At 65.2% G+C, this 16,292-nt stretch carries 17 protein-coding genes and 1 pseudogene; 9 read left to right on the forward strand and 9 right to left on the reverse strand.

The genetic code is table 11. From position 1 onward, the window contains the following. Positions 1–77: 77 nt before the first annotated feature. On the reverse strand, positions 78–887 hold the full coding sequence (locus DM868_RS03415; protein ID WP_137275440.1) for a glycosyltransferase: 810 nt from the start codon (positions 885–887) through the stop codon (positions 78–80). Next, positions 884–2,416: an ArnT family glycosyltransferase gene (locus DM868_RS03420; protein ID WP_137275441.1), complete on the reverse strand. Its 1,533-nt coding sequence runs from the start codon at positions 2,414–2,416 to the stop codon at positions 884–886. Before DM868_RS03420 ends, DM868_RS03415 begins: the two co-directional genes overlap by 4 nt. A gap of 793 nt (positions 2,417–3,209) precedes the next feature. Here DM868_RS03420 and DM868_RS03425 point away from each other — a divergent pair. Beyond that, a complete protein-coding gene (locus DM868_RS03425; RefSeq protein WP_137275442.1) occupies positions 3,210–3,473 on the forward strand; it encodes a HalOD1 output domain-containing protein in 264 nt (87 codons plus the stop codon). Positions 3,474–3,505: 32 nt separating this feature from the next. On the opposite strand, the pseudogene DM868_RS03430 reads toward DM868_RS03425, so the two are convergent. The 3 genes and pseudogenes from DM868_RS03430 to DM868_RS03440 form a co-directional block, all read right to left on the reverse strand. Beyond that, positions 3,506–3,979: pseudogene (locus tag DM868_RS03430) on the reverse strand (hypothetical protein). Positions 3,980–4,060: 81 nt separating this feature from the next. Beyond that, complete coding sequence (locus DM868_RS03435; protein ID WP_137275443.1) at positions 4,061–4,963, reverse strand: 1,4-dihydroxy-2-naphthoyl-CoA synthase; 903 nt, start codon at positions 4,961–4,963, stop codon at positions 4,061–4,063. A 49-nt stretch (positions 4,964–5,012) separates the two neighbouring features. Further along, entirely contained in the window at positions 5,013–5,735 is a 723-nt protein-coding gene (locus tag DM868_RS03440) for a hypothetical protein (protein WP_137275444.1), read from the reverse strand. A 142-nt stretch (positions 5,736–5,877) separates the two neighbouring features. On the opposite strand from DM868_RS03440, the gene DM868_RS03445 reads away from it, so the two are divergent. From DM868_RS03445 to DM868_RS03460, 4 genes are read left to right on the forward strand one after another with little or no spacing between them, the layout of a single operon-like run. Beyond that, complete coding sequence (locus DM868_RS03445; protein ID WP_137275445.1) at positions 5,878–6,819, forward strand: 1,4-dihydroxy-2-naphthoate polyprenyltransferase; 942 nt, start codon at positions 5,878–5,880, stop codon at positions 6,817–6,819. 14 nt (positions 6,820–6,833) lie between these two features. After that, positions 6,834–7,838, forward strand: a complete 1,005-nt coding sequence (locus tag DM868_RS03450) for a mandelate racemase/muconate lactonizing enzyme family protein (protein ID WP_137275446.1) — start codon at positions 6,834–6,836, stop codon at positions 7,836–7,838. Between the two features lie 16 nt (positions 7,839–7,854). Further along, positions 7,855–9,333, forward strand: coding sequence for an o-succinylbenzoate--CoA ligase (gene menE, locus DM868_RS03455; protein WP_137275447.1), 1,479 nt, complete (start codon positions 7,855–7,857; stop codon positions 9,331–9,333). A gap of 48 nt (positions 9,334–9,381) precedes the next feature. Continuing rightward, positions 9,382–10,116 (forward strand): NRDE family protein, encoded by a 735-nt coding sequence (locus DM868_RS03460; RefSeq protein ID WP_137275448.1) that lies wholly within the window; start codon positions 9,382–9,384, stop codon positions 10,114–10,116. A 15-nt stretch (positions 10,117–10,131) separates the two neighbouring features. Here DM868_RS03460 and dapA read toward each other — a convergent pair whose 3' ends face one another. After that, the gene (gene dapA, locus DM868_RS03465; protein ID WP_137275449.1) at positions 10,132–11,052 is read right to left on the reverse strand and encodes a 4-hydroxy-tetrahydrodipicolinate synthase; all 921 of its coding nucleotides are present in this window, start codon (positions 11,050–11,052) and stop codon (positions 10,132–10,134) included. Positions 11,053–11,190: 138 nt separating this feature from the next. Here dapA and DM868_RS03470 point away from each other — a divergent pair, with 138 nt between their 5' ends. Beyond that, positions 11,191–11,547 (forward strand): helix-turn-helix transcriptional regulator, encoded by a 357-nt coding sequence (locus DM868_RS03470; protein WP_137275450.1) that lies wholly within the window; start codon positions 11,191–11,193, stop codon positions 11,545–11,547. A gap of 18 nt (positions 11,548–11,565) precedes the next feature. Here DM868_RS03470 and DM868_RS03475 read toward each other — a convergent pair whose 3' ends face one another. Further along, positions 11,566–13,212 (reverse strand): 3-hydroxyacyl-CoA dehydrogenase NAD-binding domain-containing protein, encoded by a 1,647-nt coding sequence (locus DM868_RS03475; RefSeq protein WP_137275451.1) that lies wholly within the window; start codon positions 13,210–13,212, stop codon positions 11,566–11,568. A gap of 181 nt (positions 13,213–13,393) precedes the next feature. Here DM868_RS03475 and lrpA1 point away from each other — a divergent pair, with 181 nt between their 5' ends. Together lrpA1 and DM868_RS03485 are read left to right on the forward strand one after the other, a co-directional pair. Beyond that, the gene (lrpA1, locus tag DM868_RS03480) at positions 13,394–13,819 is read left to right on the forward strand and encodes an HTH-type transcriptional regulator LrpA1 (RefSeq protein WP_137275452.1); all 426 of its coding nucleotides are present in this window, start codon (positions 13,394–13,396) and stop codon (positions 13,817–13,819) included. 62 nt (positions 13,820–13,881) lie between these two features. Then, positions 13,882–14,361, forward strand: coding sequence for an SRPBCC family protein (locus DM868_RS03485; RefSeq protein ID WP_137275453.1), 480 nt, complete (start codon positions 13,882–13,884; stop codon positions 14,359–14,361). A gap of 9 nt (positions 14,362–14,370) precedes the next feature. Here DM868_RS03485 and DM868_RS03490 read toward each other — a convergent pair whose 3' ends face one another. Continuing rightward, the gene (locus tag DM868_RS03490; protein WP_137275454.1) at positions 14,371–14,772 is read right to left on the reverse strand and encodes a DUF7475 family protein; all 402 of its coding nucleotides are present in this window, start codon (positions 14,770–14,772) and stop codon (positions 14,371–14,373) included. Positions 14,773–14,877: 105 nt separating this feature from the next. Here DM868_RS03490 and DM868_RS03495 point away from each other — a divergent pair, with 105 nt between their 5' ends. Continuing rightward, positions 14,878–15,771 carry a DMT family transporter gene (locus tag DM868_RS03495; RefSeq protein WP_137275455.1) on the forward strand — a complete coding sequence of 298 codons (894 nt, stop codon included), beginning with the start codon at positions 14,878–14,880 and terminating at the stop codon, positions 15,769–15,771. Between the two features lie 7 nt (positions 15,772–15,778). On the opposite strand, the gene DM868_RS03500 is transcribed toward DM868_RS03495, so the two are convergent. After that, positions 15,779–16,285, reverse strand: a complete 507-nt coding sequence (locus DM868_RS03500; protein WP_137275456.1) for a GIY-YIG nuclease family protein — start codon at positions 16,283–16,285, stop codon at positions 15,779–15,781. Between the last annotated feature and the right edge of the window lie 7 nt (positions 16,286–16,292).

A 16,292-nucleotide genomic window follows, 5' to 3' on the forward strand; every position in this document is an offset into this window, starting at 1 on the left:
GCTCAGGCAGCGAGATCGAATCGACTCGGCACGAACCGCGTGAGCGATTGAGGAGATGGCTGCCACCGTCGGGGCGATCAATCGTCGTCCTCGAGCATCGTCAGCGTCGATCGGTTGGTCTCCGTGATCTCGCGGAATCGAGGGCTCGTCGCGATCGCGCCGGTCCGACGCTTAACGTCGACGAGCGCGGTTGCCAGCTCGATAGGCGTCGAGATCGGATCGACCGTTGAATCGGGATGATCCTCCCACTCGACTGGCACTTCCGCGATTTCGTACCCGAGCGCGCCGGCCACCGAGATGAACTCGAGGTCCCAGGCGAACCCCGGTTCGTAGCAGTGCGGACCGATCTTCTCCCACGCCTCCCGCCGGACGGCCTTCGCGCCGCACTGGTAATCCCGACACTCCGTCGGGAGCATCTTTCGCGCCACGAAGGCGAAGGTGTCGCCGAGGAACCGTCTGGCGATCGTCTGGTGGGCTACGATATTCGAGGTCGGGTGTCGACGCGAGCCGATACTCACGTCAGCGGTCCCGTCGATCGTTTGCTGGAGGACGTGTCGTAGCGACGAGGCAGGGACGGATCCGTCGGCGTCGGCGAACATGAAGATATCCGTCTCCAGCGCGTCGAATCCCTCCGTGATGGCTCCCCCTTTTCCCCGCCGCTCGTTCGAGACGTTCACGACGTCGACGGCGTCCTCGAGGCGATCGACGTGCGTCCGCCGCGGGGCGTCGATCTCGATGCGAACGATCTCCGGGTCGAGCACTTCCTCGATGTCGTGGATAAACTGTTCGAGCCGCAGCATATCCGGATCGTAGGCCGGGATGGTGATACCGATCGATGGATTCGCTCTGCCCGTTGGATCTGCGGTCGGCGTCGAACGGTCGGTCATCGCCGAGGCTGCCCTCCCTCACCCTTGACTCGCTCGAAAATCACGTACCCTCCCCGCGTATCGACGGGCTCGTAGTTACGATTGAGGTAGTCGGTCATTATCGACTTGTGGTCGGACCAGTACCGATCGCTAACGACGTTCCCGTCCGTGACGTGGAACTCGCGAACCGCTACGTACCGAACGTCGTTTCGCTGGAGATCCGATATCTTGTCGTTGGCGATCCGGTCGCTGTATATGGTTCCGAGGTAGGTGGTCCGGGGCTCGGTGTCGGTGTGGACGTACAGGCTCGCTTCGACGTTAAACGCGTACACGGGTCCATCGATCCCGTCAAGGGCGTTTTCCGCCGCCGTTCGCTCCTCCGCGATGTCGTCCTCCAAGACGTTCGACGCGTAGTAGACGGTCCCGGCACCGGCGACCGACGTCGTCGAGAACACGACCACGATCAACAGCCCTGCGAGAAGCGCGGATCGATCCGGCAACCCGGCGCGCACATCCCGGAACTGGTCTCGATTCCGCACCGCCGCACGGTATATCTCGGTCGACGCGATGGCGGTGAGAAGCGCCAGCGCGGGAAAGGCGAACAGGAGTTTGTGATCGCCGGAGAACGCCCTCGCGCCGGGAATGCTCATCACGACGGCCCAGAGGGCGACGAACAGCTGTCGGTCGTCGACCGCGACGCCGCGAACCACCGCCGCGCCGACCAGAAGCACCATTCCGCCGGCGAGTAGCCAGACGGGAAGCAGCGTCGCAAAGGCGAGGATGTGTCCCCACAGATCGAACGGTGTGCTGTAGTTCGTCAACGGGACCACGAGCGCGTAGTAGAAGGTTTCGCGGAGGATACCCCAGGAGTAAAGCACCGTCGCGACTGCCGCCATCGTCGCCAGGAATCCGGCGCCGATTGTGAGTATGCGTTCCGTCGTCTCCACGACGTGGTCGCGCGTGCGTGCCTCCGGAAACCGCAATTTGAGGAGGTGATAGAGTAGAATCGTGGCGCCGAACAGGAAGACGGTCTGGTTGAACAGGACCCCGATACCCAGCGCGACGCCGGCACCGACCCTCGAGATCGCCGAGTCGCGGGTGAACGACACGGCGGCGACGAGCATTGCCAGGACGGCGTAGGGTTCGGTCATGAAGTAGAATCCGTCGAAGTGAGGGAGATACGACATGACGACGAAAAGTACGCCAGCCACTTGCGCCTCCAGCCGACCGCGGAACTGCTGTCCGAGACGGACCACCAGCAGTCCGGAACCAGCGATGACGCCGTATGTGAATAAGCGAGCGGCGACGACGGGGGCGTCGAACAGGTGATACACCGCCGTGGCGACGAAGAATACGCCGGGCGGTTTGTGATCCGCGATATCTGCGTACAGCGTCTCGCCGGACGCCAACTGGTTCCCGATGGTCAGAAAGATACCCTCGTCGAAGTGCAGCGGTTGATCGAGGTATATGAGCGGCAGTATAACGGCCGACGCGAAGAACGCGATCATGAACCAGAGGTCGCGTGGAATCGTTTCCTCCGACGTCGCCAACGACGAGAGCGAACGATGGTGTCTAACGTCGTTCGATGTGGTAACTGAAGTACCGTCCGATACGGTAGTCCCTCCTCCAACGCCCTGGTTACGTTCGGCTTTACGCATTATCGCCACTCTGGTCTTTTGGACTATTAGTTAGAATCCGTCTAAGCGATGACGGGTTTTAATATATATTAAAAATTATAATAAGCATCTCAAAATTTGTATATACCGGCCATAATTGGCCAAAGAGGCGGCTGAAATGGCATATATCTCTCCCTCGAAATGAGGTAAATAATTTGATACGAAGAGTGGAAAGGCGGAGATTAACCTGAACAGGTACGGACATCCATCGCCGTCGAACGGCGACCATAATCGCAGGTAACGAGATCCGACCCCGCTCGTACTCACGCTCGATCACCGGCGATTCGAACGACGCCGATTCGGGCCAGATCGATACGACCGTCCAGGCGTGAGACCACACTCGGAAGCCCGGAGATCACGAATCGGAGGAGGTGAATCGCACCTCTCGCGAAGAGTGACAATCGGCAGGTGTATCTCGTGTCAAATTCGTATATATTCAAGTAAAAAGCAAATACATGAATACTTATTCTAGAGGTTTGCCTTTCGGTGATTCCGTCACTGAGACCAGCGGCGAGGGCGCCGAACGTGAGATATTAGGCCGCGAGAAGTGAGACGAACACGGACACGGTCCGCCGATAGTTCGGAGCACGTACGGACGCATTATATATATCAAATAATTTATATACGTCTGACGCGCTTTTATGTAAGACCGTGGCTATGTGAGCGCATGGCGACAAAGAGGATGGGGACATCGGAGCGAATCGTTCGGACGGTGGCGACGGAGGCCGACAGCGATCCGGTGGAACTCCCACCGCTGTACGACGCCATCGATCCGGACGCGCTGGACGCGCTCGTCGACCGGATGTCGAACGGTACAGTCTCGTTCGCCTACGCAGGGTACGAGGTGACCGTCAGAAGCGATGAGTCGATCGATCTCGACGAGCGTTCGATGGACGGTTCGGCGTCCGAAGTGGCCGTGAGCGGCGACTGATCCGCCACATCGGACGACACCGCCGCCGATCGCTACACCCGGCTGACCGAACGATCGTCGGATCGAACCGTCCCGCGGATCACGAGCGCGGCACCGATGATGACGAGGTTTTTGATGATCTACTGTCCCTCCATCGTGAGTCCGTAGGGAAACGTCGTGTAGACCACGTCCAGGAGGAAGGTCCCCGGTAGCTGAAAGAACAGCAACAACAGCCAGAGCCTGATCAGCGGGCGATACAGCAGACAGAGCCCGATGAGCACCTCCCACACGCCGAGGACCGGGACGAACACCTCGGGCGACACGACGTAGACGGTCGCCGCGACGAGTTCGTCGGCCGGCGAGAGCCGAACGACTTTGAGCGCCCCGAACCGGACGAAGACGATCCCGAGCGCGGCCCGCAACACCGGTACGCCCCACCGATCCATCCGGGCCGTGGCCATCGCGTCCGCCCGTTCGAACAGCCGTTGCCACCGGTGGATCGCCTCGAAGACGCGGCCGAAACGCATGGTCGGGGTTGGTGGTCCGGACGGATGGGTTTTTACGCACCACCGAAAATACGCGACAGTCGTCTCGACCGAACGGTTCTCTCAGTAGTGCCACTCGAACTTGCGGAACTCCGGATCGCGATTTTCGTTGAACGCGTCGCGGCCCTCCTTGGCCTCGTCGGTCATGTAGCCGAGTCGGGTCGCCTCCCCGGCGAACACCTGCTGGCCGACGAGGCCGTCCGAATCCATGTTGAACGCGTACTTGAGCATGCGGATCGCCATCGGCGACTTCGAGCAGATCGTCTCGGCCCACTCGTGGGCCGTGGATTCGAGCTCCCCGTGGGGGACGGCTTCGTTCGCCATCCCCATCTCGACGGCCTCCTCGGCGGAGTAGGTCTTGCCGAGGAAGAACACCTCGCGGGCTTTCTTGTGGCCGACCTGCCGGGCGAGATACGCCGAGCCGAACCCGGCGTCGAAGGAGGCCACGTCCGGATCGGTCTGGAGGAACTTCGCGTGTTCGGCGGAGGCGAGCGTCATGTCACAGACGACGTGCAACGAGTGGCCGCCGCCGACGGCCCATCCCGGCACGACGGCGATGACGGGTTTCGGGATGTGACGGATGAGCCGCTGCACTTCGAGGATGTGGAGCCGCGGCGCGGACTGTTGTTCGGCCTCGGGAGTGTCTCCGTCATCCTCGTCTTCGTACTCGTAGCCCGCGTCCCCGCGGATGCGTTGGTCGCCGCCCGAGCAGAACGCCCAACCGCCGTCCTTCGAGGAAGGGCCGTTTCCGGTGAGCAGGACACAGCCGACGTCGGTCTGCCGCTTCGCGTGATCGAGAGCGGTGTAGAGTTCGTCGACGGTCTCCGGACGGAAGGCGTTGCGGACCTCGGGGCGGTCGAAGGCGATCCGGACCGCGCCGGTCTCCGTCGACCGGTGATACGTGAGGTCCTCGAACTCGTCAGTGATCGGTTCCCAGCGGGACGCGTCGAACAGTTTCGAGACCATTGTCGAGGATGCGGACCGGGGCGAGAAAAAGGTGTACCGTCGACGCCGCTCACCGGGACGTTTCGGCCGCGACCGTCCACGTGAGTTCGACGTCGCCGTCCGCCGGCCACCTGACTTCGGTGGTGGCAGCGAGCGATTGCGGCGTCTCGCTCTCGCCCGTCCAGACGGGGACGTACGCGCCGCCGTCGCCGATCCGCGTTCGCTCGTCGATCCCGATCCAACCGTTCGAGAGCGGCATCGTCGCCGCCAGCGTGGCGGCGTCCAGGCGGCCGCTCTCGACGCGATAGCTCGATACGTCGTCGGCGTCGTAATCCTGCGCAGGCGAGTAGATTCCCAGACTCGAGTCGTCCCCGGACAGCGAGATACCCGTGCTGAGCCGGTGGACGCACGTCCAGTCGGCCGGATCGAGGCCGCTCCAGAGCCACACCTGTGACGATCGAGTCCCATCGGGGGCCGGCGGCAGGGCGTACATCGCGAGGAGGTGATCGGACGTCGCCCCGTCTCGGTGCGGGAGCGTCACAGACCACGCACCCCGAAAATCGAGTTCGTGGTCGGGTTCGGACTGGCCGCGCCCCCACACGCCACCAGCCGCGTAACCGTCGTGCGTCTCGGCGGCGACCGCCTGAAATCCCCAAGCTGACAGTTCGCTGCTCGCGGGATCGACCGTCCGTTCCTCCTCGAGGGGGTCGCGGTCGGAGCCGAACGCGCTACAGCCGGCGATGCCGGCGAGTTCACCCGTTCCGAGCGCGCAGAGGGGTGATCGGCGGCGCATACCGGAACGCGGGTCGCCTACCACATAACGTCCTGCAAAGCACAAATACGGCTTTGATACTCCAGGACGGACTGACCGGACGACGAGCGACCGCAGGGGCAAACACCGCGCACTTATACCGTATCCGCCCGGACATCCGGCAATGACAGCGGCGGTATCCACGCGGCAGGCGTGGCTCATGGCGGCGCGTCCGCAGACGCTTCCGGCGGGGGCAGCGCCCGTGTTGGTCGGCACCGGGCTCGCGATCGATGCGGGCGTCTTCGAGCCGATTCCAGCTGCCTTCGCGCTCGTCGGCGCGCTCCTCTTGCAGATCGGGACGAACTTCGCGAATGACTACTACGACGCGGTCCGGGGCGCGGACACCGAGGACCGCGAGGGGTTCACCCGCGTCACCGCCGGCGGACTCATCGACCCCGAGTCAGTCAAGCGCGCGATGTACGCGGCGTTCGGGCTGGCGATCCTGATCGGCACATATCTCGTCTACGTCGGCGGCGTGCCGATCCTCATCGTCGGACTCGCCAGCGTCGTCGCCGGGATCACCTACACCGGCGGCCCGCTCCCCTACGGATATCGCGGACTCGGCGACCTGTTCGTGTTCGTCTTCTTCGGCCTCGTCGCGGTCGCCGGCACGTATTACGTGCAGGCGGTCGTCGGTGTCGCAGGGAAGTTCCCGCTGTGGATCCCAGACGGAACGGTCCCGGCGGCCGCGATCGTGGCCGGACTTCCGGCCGCCGGACTCTCGACGGCGATCCTCGTCGTCAACAACATCCGAGATCGGGAGACGGACGCCGCCTCGGACAAGCGGACGCTCGCGGTGCTCCTCGGTTACCGGGCGAGTCGGATCGAATGGACCGCGATGGTGGGTCTCGCCTACGTGATTCCGGTCGTGTTCTGGCTTGACGGCCACCACGTCGCCGTTCTGTTGGCTATTCTGACCGCACCGTTGGCCGTCCGAATCGGCGCGACGGTCTGGCGTCGATCCGACGGCGAGGCGCTGAATCCCGCGCTCGAACGAACCGGGAAGCTACTGTTCGCCCATTCGGCGCTCTTCGCGGCGGGGCTCGCCGCACCGGCGCTGCTCTGACGATGGTCGCGCCGATGCACATCGATTCGTTCTCGCTCCCGCTCTCGCGGCCGCTCGAGACCGCCGCGGGACGGATCGAGATGCGCCGCGGCTTCCGCGTTCGAGTCGAGATTAACGGAACGGTCGGGGTTGGAGAGGCGACGCCGCTACCCGGGTGGACCGAGTCGCTCGCCGACTGTGAGCGGGCGCTGGGAGCCGTCGACGATCCTGCCTCGGCGCTCGACGGCGGTCGACTGGCCGACGTACCCGCCGCCCGTCACGGCGTCTCCCTCGCGGTGCTCGACGCCCGATCGCGGGCGGCCGGTCGACCGCTGTATCGGTATCTGGGGAGAGACGAGCGCGTCGAATCGGTGGCGGTCAACGCGACGATCGGGGACGGATCAGCGACCGCGACCGCCGACGCCGCAGTCGATGCTGTCGATGAGCGCTTTCCGGCGATCAAGGTCAAGGTCGGTGCCCGGGGGCCCGCCGCGGATCTCGCTCGGCTCGAAGCAGTCCGGGCGCGTTGTCCCGACGTCGAGATACGAGTCGACGCGAACGGCGCATGGGACGAGTCCACGGCCGAAGAAGTACTGCCGGCGCTCGCGGCGTTGGACGTCGCGGTCGTCGAACAGCCCCTCGCCGCCGACCGACTCGACGCGCACGCCCGGTTGCGCGATCGCGGGGTCGAGATCGCCCTCGACGAATCGCTCGTCGAATGCGGCGTCGGAGCGGTCGTCGACGCGGCGGCGGCCGACCTCCTCGTCTGCAAGCCGATGGCGCTCGGCGGGGTCGACGTCGCACGGAGCTTGATCGACACCGCGCGCGAGTTCGGGATCGATGGGCTCGTCACGACGACGATCGACGGGTCGATCGCGCGCGCGGCAGCCGTCCACCTGGCCGCCTCCGTCCCGAAGATGAGGCCCTGCGGGCTCGCGACGGGGGAGCTGCTCGCCGGCGACCTCACGGACGCGGTCGAGTCCGCCGCAGACGGGTGGATCGCCGTTCCACAGGGAAAAGGCAATATCCCACCACGCTGAAGGGGCGGACGGAACGATGCGGGACTGGCTGGCCGTCCGTGCTCACTCGACGCCGAAAGCAACGGCGCTCCGGGCCGCGGGGGCATTGGATACCGACCGAACCTACGCGGAGTTGAACGACCGCGTCGAGACGCTTGCCGGTCGGCTCGCGGGAGTCGGCGTCTGCGTCGACGATCTGGTGGCGATCTGTTCGGAGACCCGACCGGAGTTCGTCACTGCGGTCCACGCCGTCCAGCGACTCGGTGCTGTCTTGATCCCGATCAACGCCCGCCTCACGCCGGCCGAGATGGAGGGTCGACTCGGGCGCATCGAGCCGACCGTCGTCGTCTGCGAACGGACAACCGAGGCGACGGTCGAGACGGTGACCGACGGAACGGTGTTGTCGTTCGACGAACCAGTGGGTGAAGCGACGGCGCTCGACGAGCGATCGCCGGAACCGTTCGACCTCCCGGAGTGGGAACTCGACGACCCGCTCGTCGTCATGTTCACTTCGGGGACCACGGGCGATCCGAAAGCTGTCGTGTTGACGCTCGGGAACGTCCTCGCCAGCGCGACCGCGTCGGCGTTCCGGCTCGGCCTCCGACCGGACGACTGCTGGCACGATCCGCTGCCGATGTATCACATGGGCGGCCTCGCTCCGGTGTATCGCTCGGTCCTGTACGGAACCGCACTCTCGGTGCAGCGCGAGTTCGATCCCGACGCGACGCTGGAAGCGCTCCGGGCGGCCGACGCGACCGCGGTGTCGCTCGTCCCGACGATGCTCGGCCGACTGCTCGACGCCGGCTCGGTGCCGGGCCTCCGCTTCGTCCTCCTCGGCGGCGCGCCCTGTCCGCCCGAACTGCTACAACGCGCCCAGCGGCGCGACGTTCGGGTCGCGCCGACCTACGGGATGACCGAAGCCGCCTCCCAGATCGCCACGGCCCGCCCCGAGGATGCACAGGAAGCACCCGAGTCGGTCGGTCACCCGCTCATGTTCGCCGAACTCTCCGTCGTCGACGACCTGGGTGCGCCGTGCGAACCAGGCGAGTCGGGCGAACTCGTCGTCTCCGGGCCGATGGTCACGCCGGGGTATCTGGACGACGAAGCGACGGCAGAGCGGTTCGTGAACGGCGGACTCCGCACGGGCGACAGGGGATACCGAGACGATGACGGACGGGTGTACGTGCTGGGGCGCGCCGACGGAACGATCGTCACCGGCGGCGAGAACGTCGATCCCGAGGAAGTACGTGCTGTCCTTCGAGCGTCCCCCGACGTCGCCGACTGTAGCGTCGTCGGACTGGACGACGAGGAGTGGGGCGAACGCGTCGGCGCGCTCGTGGTTCCGGCCGACGGGGCGGATCCGTCGATCGAGGCGCTCGACGCGCACTGTCGAGTGCGTCTCGCGGGGTACAAGATCCCGCGGACGATCGGCTTCGAGACGGCGCTACCGCGGACGGCCTCGGGAACCGTCGATCGAAACGCCGTCGTCGATCGGCTTCGCGACGGCGAGGCGTGACCGCCACCACGCGACCGTTTTATTTCGCCGTCGATCCAAGGCGGATTCGTGTGCACCCTCATCGTCGCCTGGCGCGTCTTCGACGACGCGCCGGTCTGTGTCGCCGCGAACCGTGACGAGGCGACCGACCGACCATCGTCTCCGCCGCGCGTCCGGGAGGGCGATCGTCCGGTCCTCGCCCCCCGAGACGAGCGTGCCGGCGGGACGTGGATCGGCTACAACGCCGAGGGCGTGCTCGCCGCGGTCACCAACCGCTGGGTCCCGGGGGACGGCGAGCGCTCTCGCGGATTGCTCGTCGACGACGCACTCGGGGCGCAATCGGCCGAAGAGGCGATCAACCGGATCGAGGCCGAACTGGAAGCGCGAGAGTACGCGCCGTTTCACCTGCTCGTCGCCGACGAGGAACGCTGTCTGCTCGTCGCCCACGATTCGGAGGGCGACGGAACCCACCGGCTGTCTCCCGGCGTCCACGTCGTCGTCAACGTGGGCTTCGACGGCGAGTGGTTCGTCCCCGAACTGCGGCCGGAGGTCGGCCGCCAGCAAGCGGCGAACGCCGAACGAGTGGACGAGGAGCTCCGGCCCCGTCCCGGCGAAACCGCTGCCGAGTGGACCGAACGGGCGGGATCGATCCTCGGCGATCACGACTACGGCGTCTGTATCCACGGCGACGGGTTCGGCACTCGGTCCTCGTCGCTGCTCAGACTGGGGAACGACCGGGTCTTCGAGTACGCCGACGGGCCGCCGTGCGAGACGCCGTTCCGCCGAGTCGAGGAGCGCGTCTGAGTTCGGAGTGGCCGATCAATTAAGCGACGAGAGAGCCGTTTGGACGACCTCGGCCACGGCCGCCCGCGCCGACTCGTCGAGTTCGACGAGCGGCGGACGGACGGTCGCGCGATCGAGGACGCCGCGCTCGCACAGCGCCGCCTTCGCCGCCGGTGCGAAGCCGTACTCGAGTGTAGCTTCGAACACCGGCGAGAGGACATCACGCTGAACGCCCCTCGCCCGGCCGATGTCGCCGTCGTCGATCGCCCCACAGAGCGACTGAAACGCGCCGGGGAGGACGCCGGCCAGTGCGTTGATCCCGCCGCTCGCGCCCATCACCTGCGCGCCGACGAAGTGGTCGTCGTAGCCCTGCAGGACCCGAAACGAGTCCGGCGTACGTGCGACGAACCGTTCGATCGTGCTGAAATCGCCGCTCGTGTCCTTGATCCCGCGGATGGCGTCGTTGGACGCGAGCGCCTCGACTGTCTCGGGCGTTAGCGGACCGCTGGTGCACGAGGGGATGTTGTACAGGTAGATCGGCAACGCGCTGTCGGCGGCGATCCGTTCGAAGAAGGATCGGTTGCCAGCCGGATCGTTCGCCGCGTGGAAGTACGGCGGCGTGATCAACGCGCCGTCAGCACCGACTGCCGCCGCGTCGTCGACGAACGTGAGAACGTCAGGGACGGTCGTGGCGGCTGTCCCGGCGACGACCGGGACGCGGCCGTCTGCCGTCTCCACCGTCGTCTCGATGACCGCCCGCCGCTCCTCGCGGGTGAGACCCGCGAACTCGCCGGTCGTTCCGCAGGGAACGAGCCCGTCGATTCCCCCGTCGATCGTCCACGCAGCGAGGTGGGCGAGGGCGTCGTGATCGACCGACTCGTCCGCGTCGAACGGCGTCACCATCGCCGACAGCGAGGCGGTCGACGGCAGATCTATAGACGTCGTGGCGTCTGACATACCCACGCTCCGTCCCGGAAAAAAGAGTAGCTTTGGGTCCCTCGCGGTGAGCGCAAAGCGGTTCGGGAGCCCTCGCGAGAGGATCGGGGCGGACGGACAAGCAATGATTTAAATCGCTCGCTGGTCAACCTCGATACGATGAGTACCGCCGCCGAAGCCGATCTCTCGGACGTAGAGCGCGAAGGGCTGGAACTGATACGGACGACCGGTGGCATCCACCAGAGCGACTTCTGGAAGGAACTCGACGTCGATTCGCGGAAGGGGAGCCGGATACTCGACAAACTCGAGGATCTTGGGCTCGTCGAGCGAAGCGAAACCGTCTACGAGGGCCACAACACCTACCACATCACGCCCATCCTCGATCCGCGCGATCTGGATTTCTCGCTTTTAATGGCCGGTGATCTGCTCTCCCCGTTCGTCGGCGACGAGGAGATCGATCCCCAAAGCGACGCGTTCTCCCAGTGGGTCATGACGCTGGCGTACGAGGAGTACTGACCGCGGAGCGATCCCTCGCTACTCCAACAGCGAGGTCATCTCACAGGAGATGACGACCTCGTCGCGCTGGTTTTTGATCTCGAGGGCGAACGTGACGGTCCCGTTTCCGGCCCCCTCCGGCCGAGGCGTCGTCTCGACGACTTCCATCTCGACGTGGATCGTGTCCCCGATATACACCGGTTTTCGGAACCGAAGGTCGTCGAGGCCGTAAAAGGCCACGACCGAATCGCGCATTTCGATCGAGCGGTACTGCCAGATGAGCCCCGTCGCGGCGCTCAACACGAGCATCCCGTGGGCGATGCGCTCGCCGAAGATCGACTCGCGCATCCGCTCTTCGTCCATGTGGATGTGATTGAAGTCCCCCGAGACGCCCGCGAAGTTCGCCACGTCGGCTTCCGTGATCGTCCGACCGTCGGTGACGTCGGTGTCGCCGACCTCGATTTCGTGGAAGACGCCGCTCTCGTCGGCGTCGGTACCGCCGTCCGTCTCGGCGTACTGATAAAAGCCCGCGCCGGTCGTCTTGCCAGTTCGCCCCGCCTCGACGAGGTCGTGAAGGTACGGCGAGGCCTCGTAGCGATCCTCGCCGTACGCCTCGTACAGTTCGTCGAGTTTCTCGAGCACAGCGTCAAGGCCGACCTCGTCGGCGCGCCGACACGGCCCCTCGGGGAAGCCGGCACCGAGTCTGAGCCCGGTATCGATCGCCTCGGGGGTCGCCACGTCGTCGTCGATCAGCTTGGCCGCCTCGTTGAGGATCCGCGCCTCGATGCGGAGCCAGTCGAAGTCCTCCGACGCGTCTTCGGGGGTGTAATCGACGCCGTCGCCGTTCTCGTAGTCGTAGTACCCCTTACCGGTCTTTCTGCCGAGTTCGCCCGCGCCCACCTTCGATTCGAGGATCGGCGGGACGGGGCGACCGGCCTCGGCGCGAACCCGGTAGCTGACGTCGATCCCGGTGAGATCGCCGAGTTCGAACGGTCCCATCGGGTAGCCTCGCTCGTGGACCATCGTGGCGTCGGCCTCGCGAATCTCGGCGACACCCTCGCTGACCATCCAGGCCGCCTCCTCGCCGAGGGGGCCGAGCACGTTGTTGACGACAAACCCGTGGACATCCTTTCGGACGTAGATCGGCGTCTTGTCGATCGATTCGACGAACGCCTGGGCGGTTTCGGCCGTCTCCTCCGACGTGCGCTCGCCGTAGATGACCTCGACGAGATCCATCTTCACGGGCGGGTTGAAAAAGTGCGTCCCGACGACCGACTCGGGGCGATCGGTCGCAGCGGCGATGTCGGTGATCGGGAGCGAGGAGGTGTTCGATGCCAAGATCGCCCCGTCGGGGGCGTACTCGTCGAGATCGGCGAAGATCTCGCGTTTGAGATCGAGATCCTCGGGCGCGGCCTCGATGACGAGATCGGCGTCCGAAACCGCGGCTTCGAGATCGACCGTCGTCTCGATCCGCGCCAACACCTCGTCCGGCAATTCCTCGAGCCGGCCGCTCTCGTGGAGCTTCTTTAGTGACCATTCGATGTTCTCGTACCCTTCGTTCACGAACTCCGTCTCGACGTCACGCATCGCCACGTCGTACCCCGCGAGCGCGACGACTTCGGTGATCCCGTGGCCCATATTTCCAGCCCCCAGAACGGCCACGTGGCCGATGTCATCCATGGACATACGTTCGATCCTGTCGGTGGCTGCGTCTTAAGCGTGCCCCATGCGATCATCGACGGGGTGCAGTGGGATCGCGGTTGACCGTTCACGCGCCGGGTGCGGCCTCGAAACGCTGATATCGAGGCATTCGGACGAAGTTTTTCACTTCGGAAGATATTTTTTCACGGACGTAAAACCATATGGTATGAGCGTGGAGACGGAGGATCGGATTCTCGCCGTCCTCGAGGACGATGCCCAGGCTTCGTACACCGAGATCGCAGAACGAGCAAACGTATCGAAACCGACAGCCAGAAAATACATCCAAAAGCTCGAATCCGAGGGTGTGATCGTCGGCTACTCGGCGGACATCGACCCGAAAAAGCTTGCCGGCACATCGATCGCGATGGTCGGCATCGACGTCGCGAGCGAACGTTACGTCGAGGTCACCGGGAAGCTGAAACAGCTCGACGCCGTCGAATCGCTGTACACCTCCAGCGGCGACCACATGCTGATGGCCGAAGTCCGGGCCGCGGACGGCGATAAAGTGGGTGAGATCATCCGGGACGGGATCCTCTCGATCGAGGGCGTCGAAGCGGCCCATCCGTCTTTCCTTCAAGAACGGCTCAAATAACGTCTACCCGACTCCGTCTCCGCCACCCACGCAGTTTTCCCCACAGCCACCGTATCGGACGTATGGCCACGTATCGCCGCGAGACACGTATTCAGGCTCCGTTCGATGAGGTGTGGGGGTTTCACTCGACGACAGATGGTCTCGAGGCGCTGACTCCGGATTTCATGCGTCTCGAAGTCGAACGTGTGACCGGACCGGACGGCGACGCCGATCCCGATGAGCTCGACGCCGGCTCCAGAATCGAACTCTCGATCCAACCCTTCGGGATCGGTCCGAGACAGCGGATGGTTTCGGTCATCACCGAGCGAACGCTCGATGACGAAGCCGGGATGTTTCGCGACGCGATGGAGGTGGGGCCGTTCGCCTCGTGGGATCACACACATCAGTTCTTCGCCGACGGAGACGAGACGGTGCTTGTCGATCGGGTCGAGTACAGCCTCCCCGGCGGGCGGGTCGGCCGGGCGCTCTCGCCGCTCGGACGGATCGGTCTCGCCCCGATGTTTCGCGGCCGCCATCGGACGACGAAGCGACTCTTGGAGTAACGACCACCGTCACCGCCGAACGGAGCGAGATTCGTCGCGAACGAACAGATACAGCGCCACCACGATGAACGCGCTCGCCACCGCCCCGGTTGCGATACCGAGGGTGAACTGGTCGGTGCCACCGAGGAGCCAGAGGACACCGAGGCCGACCGCGAACGCGGCACCCAGCAGATACAGCGTTGGATGCCAGTACGGCGTTATTCGGGCGACGAAGCCGGCGAGAAACGCCGCGCCGATGAGGAGAAACTGCACGCTCCGGTCACCCGCCACCGTCGGATCAAAGAGCCCAAGATAGAGGTGTATACCGGCGAGCGCCAGCGTGAAGAGCAAAAACGCCATTTCGACCGGATCGAAGTCGAGTGGCGAATCGCCGGTACCGGCCGCCTGATCCTCGGACACCTTGCGAGACATTGACTCGCCAGATACTTCGAGACGGCGGAAAATAGCTGTGGCGGTTGGCGGACCGGATCGATCAGCTTGCGAAACCGATTTGCCGGTGGCCGCCGCAGCCGTCGTGTGCTCGATGTTCTCGAAGCGCGAACGCCACCGACGGTCGCGCTGGCCGTCGCCGTGGTGGCCGTCTCGACGAGCGCGATCCTCGTCCGCTGGAGCGACGCGCCGTCGGTCGTGTTGGCCCTCTACCGCGTCCTCCTGACGACGCTTCTCGTCGCCCCGTTCGCGTTCACGAGATACCGCGGGGCGTTCTCGGCGTTCGACCGACGGGATGTCCTCGTCGCGACGCTGACCGGCGCGGCCCTCGCGATTCACTTCGCGGCGTACTTCGAGAGCCTCGCGTGGACGAGCGTCGCCGCGAGCGTCACGCTGGTGCAGTCGCAGCCGCTTTTTGTCGCCGTCGGCGCGGCGGCGTTTTTGCACGAGCGAATCGGGACGCGAAAGGCGCTCGGCATCGCGGTCGCCATCGCCGGCATGGTCGCGATGTCGGCCGGAGAGTTTCTCGCCGGCGCGGCGGTGGCGGGGTCCCGGCCGCTCTACGGCAACGGACTCGCCGTCCTCGGGGCGTTCATGGCGGCCGTGTACGTGCTCGCGGGGCGATCGCTCCGCCAGCGCGTCGCCGTCGTTCCGTACGTTCTCGTAGTCTACACCGCCTGCGCGCTCACGCTTTTCGCCGTTGCGGTCGCACAGGACCTCCCGTTGACCGGCTACGGCCGTCGCGAGTGGCTCCTGTTTTTCGCCCTCGCGGTCGGTCCGGGACTGTTCGGTCACACCGTGATCAACTGGGCGCTCGAACACGTCGAGTCCTCGGTGGTCAGCGTCTCGTTGTTAGGCGAACCCGTCGGGGCGACGATCCTCGCGTTGCTCTTGCTGAGCGAAACGCCCGGCTCAGCGACGGTCGCCGGCGGACTCGTCGTCCTCGCGGGGATCTACGTGACGGCCGCAGCGCGCGCCTAGCGAGCCCTCACTCGCCCGCCTTCGCGCGACGATGCGCCGACGCGACGGCCTCGCGAAGCCGATCCCCGTCCTCATCATAGGCGAGATGTGTCGAACAGTCGCAGTCGGACGCGCCGAATCCCGGGACCGGTGACGGCGGTAGCTGGTCCGCGACGGCACATTCGACGTCCGCTTCCGGCGTCCGAACGTCCCCGGCGACCGTGGCGGCGTCGTGCCCGAGCAGGTAGTCTATGTGCCAGTGACGCGTCTCGTTTTTTCCGGCCGCGAGATCGTAGTGACGATCGACGCGACTGAAGCCGCCGGTTCCGAATGCGCTGCCGGTGTAGGCGTATGTGCCGGCCGGGAGCCGGTGTTCCCCGAGTGCGCCAATCTCGATTGTCACGGGCCAGCGCAGGTCGATACAGAGTGTGTAGGTACCGCCAGTCACGGCCGACGGTTGCGCCGACGGCGTGTAGTAGCTGACGGTGTCGGCCGGCGATCCGGTCGAAGCGGACGACGAGCAGCGACCCGCCATACTTTTC

The sequence above is a fragment of the Natronomonas salsuginis genome, assembly GCF_005239135.1.
In the GTDB taxonomy this organism is placed as follows: Archaea; Halobacteriota; Halobacteria; order Halobacteriales; family Haloarculaceae; genus Natronomonas; species Natronomonas salsuginis.